A 9,367-nucleotide genomic window follows, 5' to 3' on the forward strand; every position below is an offset into this window, starting at 1 on the left:
GCAAGCCGCTCGAGGTTCTGGGCGCCGGCTTGCATCCGGACCCAAGCAGTCCGGCTCTCTACACCACACAGCGGGGCACTACCCAGACGGTCGCTCAGTATCGCGAAGACGACGAAACCTTGTACGTCGCGAAGTGGGCGCCCCACACCCTCTCTGCACAGCCTCCGTCAGTCCGGGCCCGACGGGGTGCCCACCGGGCCTCCGCGACAGAGACCGGCAGACGCTGATCGTAGAGCCACGGTCGACCTGACCGGCATGACCACGCCGTGGACTGCACCAATAGGGGGGTGACTGGGGCCGCGGACCCTAGGCCGTGCTACTCCTCCTTGAACCTGATCAGGCTGCCGGAGAGCGATGACATTCGCTTCCGGCCCGGGACCGTTTCCCGCCTGACGGGCACTCGGGAAGAAAGCCCGTCCGCTGCTCCCGCCTGGCGGGACGTACCGCTGATCGGCCTTTCCTTGCAGGTCGGGGCCGTGTGGCGTGGTCTGCATGACAGTGGATATCAAGATCGTCCGAGCCGGTCAGGTGTATCGCTACTACCTGCGGCAGACCGTTGTCGGCGACGGCCGCCGCCCGGCCGCCATGCCGCTGCGCGAGGCCCAGGAGCAAGCTGGTGTCCCGGCCGGGCGCTGGATGGGCCGCGGCCTGGCCGCGCTCGGATTGACACCGGGACAGGAGGTCACCGAGGCGCACTTGCGGAACCTCTTCGGCAAGCGGGGCCGACACCCGTACGCGGACCGGATCGAGGCCGACCGGCTCGCCAAAGGCGACTCCCCGAAGAAGGCATTCAAGGCCGGCGCCCTCGGTCGCCGGGTGACGGTTGTCGGCGTCGACTTCGTCTTCCGGCCGCAGCCGACGATCTACCTGTTGTGGGCGCTGGGGGACGAGGAGACGCAGCGGGCGATCGAGATCGCGCACGAGCGGGCGATCGAGCGGGTGTTGGAGTGGATCGAGGACGAGGTAGCGGTGATCCGCTACGGCAAAGACGGGGTCTACCGGGTGCACCCGCCCGGCGGTCTGGTCGCCGCGCGCTTCCGCCACTACGAGGCGCGCTCCGAAAGGCCCTTGCTTCATGACCATCTGCTTCTGTCCGTGAAGGGGCAGCGTCTGGACGGGAAGTGGGGGTCGATCCACACCACGGCCCTGCACGAGAACACCGTGGCCGCCTCCGCGCTCTACAACGAGTTCGTGGCCGCTGAGGTCTGCGAGGCGCTGGGGCTGGCGACCGAGCCGCGCACCGTCACCCCGGGGCGCCGGCCTGTGATGGAGATCGCCGGGGTGCCGCATACGCTGATCCGCTGGACCTCCCGGCGCAGTGACCAGATCGCCGCATGCCTGGCAGAGCTGGAGCACGAGTACGTCACCGCCGTCGACGACGACGGCGATCTGAAGTTCTTGCCCGTGGTCTCCGAGCGGGCCCGCGCCAAGCTGAACCAGATGGCCGCCCGGAAGACGCGCCCGCCGAAGCAGCCGGCCCGGCCGCTCACGCAGCTGCGTGCGTCGTGGAAGGCGAGTGCGATCCGCACCTCCGGGGTGGCCGCCGACGTCATCAACTCCCTGCTGGAGTGCGCCCGTGCCGCGGCTGCGGCGATCCGGGCCCGGGTCGCCGCCGTGGTCGACGTCGCCCTGGCGGCCGTCGACGTCACCGCGACGGTGTTCGTGATGAACGGTGGCGGCCGGTTCCACCGCAGGCACCTGCTGGCCGAAGCCCGCCGTCACCTCGCTCTCGTCCTGCGCGGACGCCGCCGCGACCCCGGCCTGGACGACCGGATCGTGGCCGCCGCCACCTCCACCCATTGCCTGGACATCAGCGAGCCGATGACCGCACGCGGCCTGGAGCCCGGCCACCGCCTCTACACCGCCCGCTGGGCCCTGGCTGACCTCCCCGCCCCGGGCCGCCCGCCCACCCCCGCACTCGTCCCGGACCGGCAACTCCCGGCCGATCCCGGCGAGCCGGCCGCGTCCCGGCCCCCGCCCCAGGTCGCGGGGGAGTGGCCGATACCCCGCATCCCGCTGCAGTACGAGCGAGCTGTCCTCGTCGGCGCAGTGGTGCGGGAGAAGCTGCGCACCACCACCGCGCGCGGCCAGGCGTACGACGTCGTCGCACACCAACAGGCGGCGATGCCAGGGTTGCTCACGCTGCAGGATGCCGAACCAGCTGACTCGGACCTGGGAGACGAGCACGATTCGGCGATGGCGGCGCTGCGGGCTCTGCAGGACTCAAGCACCGACCGGCAAGCCCTGGAGCTCACGGACGAGCATCTGCGCCGCCTTCAGATCGCCTTCACAAGGGCAGCCGACCAAGCCCGCCGGAGGGCGAACCGGTACGCAGACCGGGAGGACGCGGCTGCACCGCAACCGGTGCGTGAGGACGACCAGCGTGCGCACGGATGGCAGCAGCCAGATCCACGCCACGGGCCAAGAGCTGGCCGATGAGCGGGGACAGCCGCACGGCGAGCACCCCCGGCCGCTCGCCGTTGGATAGGGCGACGAATGGTGTGGCGTCGGCCACGGGCGAACCGTGCGGTCAAGGGGTGGTCAAGGGGAGAAGTGGACACCGCGGGCCAGGATGAGCAGACCGCGGTCAAGGGGTGGTCCCGGAGGGTGACGTTCGTTCCGCACGCGTCAGGTGTGCGGGACGGGACGAACTGCCGCCCACCCCAGCTCCAGCTGGGAGGAACGAGACCCCCGTGCCCACACCAGCCCCGACCGCCGTCGCCTCTTCCGGTTCCCGCGCCCGTCCAGCACGGCGGAGCCCTGCTCGCTGCGATGTCGCCGCCCGTCGCCTGCTACCGGCGCGCAAAGCGCAGCGGCGGGTGAGCCCCGGTGGGCTCCTGCCGCCGGCGCTTGTGTTCCCACTGCCGAAGCCACTTCCGTGCCCGACGCCTGCGCACCCGGAATTCCCGCTGGTCACCACCGCTTCCGGGAGCTCCGCGGCACCGTCACAACCCTCTTCTCTACCTAAGTACTTGAGTTGGTTGTCGGTGGCAGGGGAGAGCATCGGGTTCGGAGGGCCGGATCCCTCCACGGCCGGGGGCCTGAGCCCGGACGGCGGCCGGACGCGGGCAACGGGAGGGCGGGCGTGATGACGGGCAAGCGCAAGGCGAACGAGGCGAAGTCAACCAACGACCTGCGCGGCGACGTGCTGCGCGTGCTGGGGGTACTCAAGGTCGCGACCGCCGACCAGATCCAGCGGTTGTCCTCGCCGCACCTGACCTACCGGCACACCCTGAAGACGCCGGCGTCGGCGCGGAAGGAAGCACGCAACGCCGCCCACCGCGGGGCGGCGAACGACCTGCGGCGCCACGGCCTGTCCGTCGACGGCGGCCGCACCCGGGGCGGTGAAGAGGTCCGGCTGCTCACCAAGGAAGGGCTGGCCGTTGCCGCGATCGACCTGGACCGTGAGCCGGAGGAGATGGGCGGCATGCCCAAGGGCGCGGGCCGCTCCGGCGCTTCGCACCCGATGACGGTGACCGAGACGGTCATCGCGCTGATCCGGCCCAAGCCCGACCTCGACCTGGTCGCCAGGGAACCGGCCGAAGCCGTCGCCGCCGCCCGGGCCGCCGTCGACGCACCGGACGGGATCGGCTCCCTCACCTCCTACGCCACCGAGGTCGCGCTCCCGGTGAAGGGGACCTGGAAGAACCCCGCGATCGGCAGCGCCCGCGCCGACATCGTCGTGACCGCCCCGGATGACGGTGTGCCGCTGCTGTTCATCGAGGCCGACAACTGCACCGAGGAACCTCGCCTGATCGCCGCGAAGTTCGACAAGTACCTGCGGTTCTTCCAGCGGACGGAGAAGGACACCGACGGCCGCGACAAGCCGATGTGGCGCACCCGCTGGACCACACCCGAGTGGGAGGACTACGAGCGGGTGCACCCGCCGGTCCTGCTCGTCTTCTCCCAGGTCGGCAAGCGCCCTGCCAAGAGCCAGATGGCGAAGGTCGCCGGCCTCACCCGCTCCCACTGGCAAGGCACGTGGCACCGCGATGGCGGCTATCACTCCTACGACAAGTGCATTCCGGTCGTGGCGACCACGCTGGAGCTGTTGCGCGAACACGGCCCGGCCGGGCCCGCCTTCTGGCGCTTCGGCCGCGACCACCACGAGCCGCTCCGGGACGCGATCGGCAACCCCCGCCGGGACGCCGCACTCGCACGCCGCCGCGCACAAGCCAGGGAAGAACAACGACGCCACGAGACACGGGAAGCCGCGGCACGGGAAGCGCGGCGCCCTGTCTGCACGGACTGCGGGCGGAAGTTCACCGACGAACGGTGGGCGGCGGTCGACGTACGGGATTGGAGCCAGTCGCGCGAACCCCACCCGCAGTTGTGCGAGGACTGTCAGAGCCGGGCGATGGCAGCCCAGTGGCAGGCGGAAGCCGATAAGCGCGAGCATCAGGAGCAGGAGGCGGAGAACCGGCAGCGGGGGCAGGTAGATGAGCCGGGCCTACAGAAGCCAGGCGGTGGTTGGCTCTCTCGCTTCCGTTCCTGACCCGGCCAGCCCTCGCCGTCGGTGGGCTGTGCCGGGGACAGTGGGGGAGCAGGGGTTGCCGGAAGCGGGTGGGCTGTGGCCGCTGGACCCGGACACCGCACCGGCCGACGACGCCCGGGCGGCGCTTGCCTGCTGCTTGCCGGAGGTGTTCCGGTCATGTTGTCGGGTGGTGCATCTGCGGGGCGGCGGTGGGGGGAAGAAGTGGGCAGAGTCCTCGCGCCCGGACCCCGAGCGGGGGCTCGCCGGCTGCACCGGGCGGGGGAAGGGGACAGGGTCGGGGACTCTTGCCGGGCGGCATTTCTTGCCCCGGACAGCTGTTGTCCTGCGGAAACCCTTGCCTGCTGCATGCGGTGCCGCGGGGGTGGCGAATAGGCCAGAGCCGGGGACAGGGCGGCTTGGCGGTGGGAGTCTGGGAGTTGGCCGGCCGCCGCCGCGCGGGTGCGGCGACGGCCGGGGGCGCGAGAGACCGAGGCTCCCCCTCGATCGGACCTCGCGCGCGTGCCCGCCCGGCGGTGGGGCAGGACCGCGGGAGTGCCCTGCTGTCTGTCACGCCGGATGGGCGGTGGCTGGAGCCGTGTCGTCGGCGATGCGGCTCCAGCTGGTTGGTGGCGGCGGGTCGCAGGCTCGGGGGCAGGGAGCCTGCTGGGCGGCGGGATGTGAGCCCAACTCGCCTGCCTTCGAGGGTAGAAGAGACACGGCATTGATCGGAAGCCGGGAGATCTCCCTGCCCGGCCGCTTCCCGGCGCAACGGGCCGCGGCCAGGGGCAGGTCGTGAACCGGGCGCAAGTGGTGTGAGCGGCCGCAGTGCCCTGGAATGTGCGCGCTTCCCGCGAGGGGGCTGCTCTCGGAGATCCAGGTGTGGGCGCCGGCCACTGCCCCGGCCTCCAGCTTCGCCACGATGTCGTCGGCCTGCTCGTGCCCGATCCCGGCGGCGGCCAGGGCCTGGAAGACGGTGAACCGCGCGCTCGTGGCCTCGTGCTGGTGGTGGCTGATTGCAGCCAGCTCCTGGCCGTACCCGTCGGCGTCGTGCTGCTCAGTGCTCACGCGGTGCCTCCCTCGTTGTGGCGGGTGCGGTGGGTGATCCAGTCCGGATCGCGTACGGGCACCGGCACCACGGTGCCGGTGGCTTGGTTCACGAGTTTGGACGGCAGTTGTTCACCGTCTCGGAAGGCGGTTGGATCAGGCCGGGGTCGATGTTCACGAGAACGGGAGGCACCTGTTCCGGGTGCCGGATGGAGAGTGCCGAGGGGGACGTCGTGGACTGGTCGATGGGGTTGCTCGGGTTCACCGCCGGGCTCCTGATATCCGTCGTCACGGCGCCCGTGGGCGTCTCCGGAGCGGTCTTCCTGCTGCCCGTCCAGGTCAGCGTGCTGGGCGTGCCGAGCCCGGCCGTGACACCCACGAACCTGCTCTACAACGTCGTGGCTGGCCCCGGCGCCCTCCTGCGCTACCGCAGGGCCGGACAGTTGGGCGGGCCGCTGACCCGGCTGCTGATCGCGGGCACCGTGCCTGGCGTCATCGTCGGCGCCGTGATCCGCGTCTTCGCCGTTCCCGGCCCGCGGGTCTTCCGCCTCCTCATCGCGGTGCTGCTCCTGCCGCTCGGGCTGTGGCTATGGCTGCGGACCGTACGCCCGGCCCCACCCCGGGCCAGGGACCTGCCTTCGCCCCGCGTGACGACGGCGCTGGCCCTGGCCGTCGGCGTGGCCGGCGGCATCTACGGCATCGGGGGCGGCTCGCTGCTGGGCCCGATCCTCGTCGGCCGGGGAGCACCGGTCGCCACCGTCGCGCCCGCCGCCCTGGCGTCCACCTTCGTGACCTCCGTCGTCGGCGCCGCCACGTACGCGCTGCTTTCCCTGGCGGCTTCCGGCGAGGTCGCCCCCGACTGGCTGCTGGGCCTGTCCTGCGGCGCCGGCGGCCTCCTCGGCGGATACCTCGGCGCGCACCTCCAGCCGCACCTGCCCGAGACAGCCCTCCGGCTCCTGCTCGGAACCCTCGCCGCGGGCATCGGCGCCCTCTACGCAGTCCAGATCCTTCACTAGCCGTGTGGTGCCCAGCCTCGCCGGAGCGCCGGGGCGCTGTCGAAACTCGTGAACATTCCGGCCCCGATGTCAGCCCTCGGCACCTCCCAAACTGGTGTCGAAGTGCTGTCCGTTCTCGCGTACAGAGCCAGTGCCGGCGGCGGGGGTGCGCATGATGCGCCAGCTGGTGCGCGGCGCGCGGTGACGACGTGGGCCAGGACGACGACGGCCTGCCGCACGGTGCCGCCCCCGACCCACGCCCCGGTGAAGCGGACCTCATCGGCCGCCCAATCGCCCAGCCGCTGCCAGGGGCGCAGTCGTCCGGGCTGATAGCCGGCCGGGAGCACGGCGGCCGCGGTGAGGACGACGCCCGCCGTCACGACCACCGCATCCCGATCGCGGACAGCAGCTCCACCCGTTCCGGTGTCAGGGTTGCCGCCCGGCTGCGCTGGTTGCTGGTCCATGCCCCCAGCTTGTGCTGTCGCTCCTCCTGGTCCTCGCCGACGATCCGCTCGACGTGCTTCCGGGGGACTTGGAGGTGTCCCTCGCGCTCGTAGAACTGCTTGGCTGCCTGGTAGTTCATCGCCCACTTGTCGGCCTGCGTACGGCTCTTGGGCTTCTCGTCCTCGCTCGCGGACTCGATCCCGAGGACCTGCTCGCACATCCACTGCTGCACGACCGTGAGCTCGTCCCATCCGAGCCGCACGGACTGCACCCACCGCCCGAGATCCTCGCCCTGGCGTACAACCTCACCCACCCCCGCGGGCAGCGCCTCACCGGCGTCCAGGTGCATCCGCACCAGGTGGAAGCAGCGTTGCCAGGTCACCGGCCATGCCGGGCACCAGGACGCGTCGATCTCCTCCAGCTGCTCACGCCGCTCCTGCGACAGCGCCCCGGCCGACGACGGAACCGCCAGCCCCTCCGCGCGCCGCCGCTCGATCTCCTGCGCCTTCCTCGCGGCGGCCCGCGCGTTTTTCAGGAAGATGCCCACCTTCGCGCCCTGGAAGGTGGCGTCGAGCGGGGCCAGGAGGTGGCCGTGTTCGGCGGCCCATCCGCGTGCGGCGGACAGGCCTTCCTCCCAGGCGACGTCGTAGTGCGACCAGATCATGCCGAGCTTCTCCAGCTGTTCGACGCGGTCCTCGTCCATGCTGCCGCGGGCGTAGAAGCGGCGCGCGTCGGCGGTCCACTGCCCCAGCGGGAAGGCGGCGAGAGAGGCCGGCCACCCTTCGTCTTCCGCCTCCTGGCCGTCGACGGCGGTGGAGGGCACCCGGAACGTGAACGGGACGCGCAGGTCGCCGTGGAGCCGGTGGTAGATCACGGCGGCTTCCACGCCGCGCCGCCAGTGCTCGTGTTCCGGGTTGAGGACGCGCAGGTTGATGAACGCCGCGAGGGCGGCCGGGTCGCGCGGCACGGAGAACTTCAGCAGGGCCTTGGCGGGGGCACTGACGCTCCCCGAGCCCTCGCCGCTCCCGCCCGTGCTCTTGCTGCTCTCGTCCTTCCTGACGGGCTTGTAGCGGCTGGGGGCCTGCTGCTCCGCGAGCGTCTCCACGACCCTGGCGTCGTGCGCCCTAAGCGCTTCCAAAAGCTTCGCCAACCCGCCGAACGCCTTCGAGGTGAGCATGTTGTCGGCTGTCTCGCCGGGCCCGAGCAGCACCGGCACCACGAGCGAGGCCGTCTTGCCCTCGCCCGGCTGCATCCGCAGCGCCCGCCCCACAGCCTGGACCAGATCCGGCATCGAGCCGCGTACGTCAGCCCAGTACACGGAGTCGCAGTTTTTGGTGTCGACGCCCTCGCCCAGAACCTTCACCGAGCACAGGAAGCACTTCTCCACGACCGTGCCGTCCGCGGCGATCCCGGCGGCGAACTCCCCGAGGAGGCGGCGGCGGTGGAGCGGCTTGTGCTCCCCGCACAGCCAGTTGGCCCAGATCGTCTCGGGGTACAGGACGGGGTCGGTGTCGTGCAGTTGCGCGGCGACGTCGGGAAGGCCGGCCGCGAAGGCTTCGGCCTCTTTGACGACGTGGTGGAAGACGAGCGTGCGCCGGAAGTTCTCCTCCGCGGACGCCTTCACCAGGGCGGTCTGCAGCGCGGCGAGCCGCGCCCCGCGGACCTCTGCGGAGCGGCTTTCGGCGCCCAGGAGCTGCGCGGCCTGGAGCTGGGTGTCGGTGACGTCGACGCAGACGACCTGGTAGGGGGCACAGATACCCCGGTCGATGGCTTCGGAGAGCGTCAACGTGAACGCCCGGCTCCCGAAGGGGCCCGCGGGGTCGTCTTCCATGCTCGCCACCAGCTCGCCGGGTGCGCCGGCCTCGTCCTCGTCCCCGAGCTGCCACAGCCGGGGCGTGGCCGTCATGTACAGCCGGCGCAGGGACGGGATCTTCAGGTTGTCGTGGACGACCGCCCATGGCTTCCCGATCCGGCCCGAAACCCTGTGGGCTTCGTCCACGATGATCAGCGACCACCCCGGAAGGCCCGCGGCGTGCGCGCGTTCCAGCGTGCCCAGACCGAGCGAGGCGTACGTGGCGAACACGGTCACCTTCTCCAGGCCCCTCGTCCACTCCACCAGCTCGTCCGCATCCGTGGTGTTGGGGAAGGAGGCTTCCTCGCCCCGCAGCGAGGACACCCCGATCACCGGACCCCGGCGGCCTCCCTCGCGCCACGCGGCCTCGGTCTGCGCCAGCAGGTCCAGCGAAGGCACGAGCACCAGCACACGGCCCGCACGGAGCTCCTCCGCGCTGCGCACGGCCACCCGCGTTTTCCCGGACCCGGTCGCCATGATCACCTGTGTCCGGAGTCCTCGTTCGGGCACAAGTGATCTTGCAGGCAATTCGAGGGCACGTACGACCGCGTCAATGGC

General features: G+C 71.5%; 5 protein-coding genes. 3 read left to right on the forward strand and 2 right to left on the reverse strand.

The features are described 5' to 3' along the window. Positions 1-492 precede the first annotated feature (492 nt). Positions 493-2,439 (forward strand): MobF family relaxase, encoded by a 1,947-nt coding sequence (mobF, locus tag ACQKIP_RS31125; protein ID WP_365867259.1) that lies wholly within the window; start codon positions 493-495, stop codon positions 2,437-2,439. Between the two features lie 649 nt (positions 2,440-3,088). Next, a complete protein-coding gene (locus ACQKIP_RS31130; RefSeq protein ID WP_365867261.1) occupies positions 3,089-4,495 on the forward strand; it encodes a replication-relaxation family protein in 1,407 nt (468 codons plus the stop codon). 546 nt (positions 4,496-5,041) lie between these two features. On the opposite strand, the gene ACQKIP_RS31135 is transcribed toward ACQKIP_RS31130, so the two are convergent. After that, positions 5,042-5,539, reverse strand: a complete 498-nt coding sequence (locus ACQKIP_RS31135; protein ID WP_365867264.1) for a hypothetical protein — start codon at positions 5,537-5,539, stop codon at positions 5,042-5,044. A gap of 212 nt (positions 5,540-5,751) precedes the next feature. On the opposite strand from ACQKIP_RS31135, the gene ACQKIP_RS31140 reads away from it, so the two are divergent. Next, on the forward strand, positions 5,752-6,534 hold the full coding sequence (locus ACQKIP_RS31140) for a sulfite exporter TauE/SafE family protein (protein WP_365867268.1): 783 nt from the start codon (positions 5,752-5,754) through the stop codon (positions 6,532-6,534). A 355-nt stretch (positions 6,535-6,889) separates the two neighbouring features. Here the strand turns inward: ACQKIP_RS31140 and ACQKIP_RS31145 are convergent. Further along, positions 6,890-9,367, reverse strand: a 2,478-nt coding sequence (locus ACQKIP_RS31145) for a Helicase associated domain protein (RefSeq protein ID WP_427744795.1), incomplete at its 5' end; no start/stop codon positions are given.

This window comes from Streptomyces sp. NPDC059900 (assembly GCF_050270335.1).
In the GTDB taxonomy this organism is placed as follows: Bacteria; Actinomycetota; Actinomycetes; order Streptomycetales; family Streptomycetaceae; genus Streptomyces.

Excerpts from the sequence above, each read along its gene's own strand:
- mobF (WP_365867259.1), top strand. The coding sequence starts at position 493 with ATGACAGTGGATATCAAGATCGTCCGAGCCGGTCAGGTGTATCGCTAC.
- ACQKIP_RS31130 (WP_365867261.1), top strand. The coding sequence starts at position 3,089 with ATGACGGGCAAGCGCAAGGCGAACGAGGCGAAGTCAACCAACGACCTG.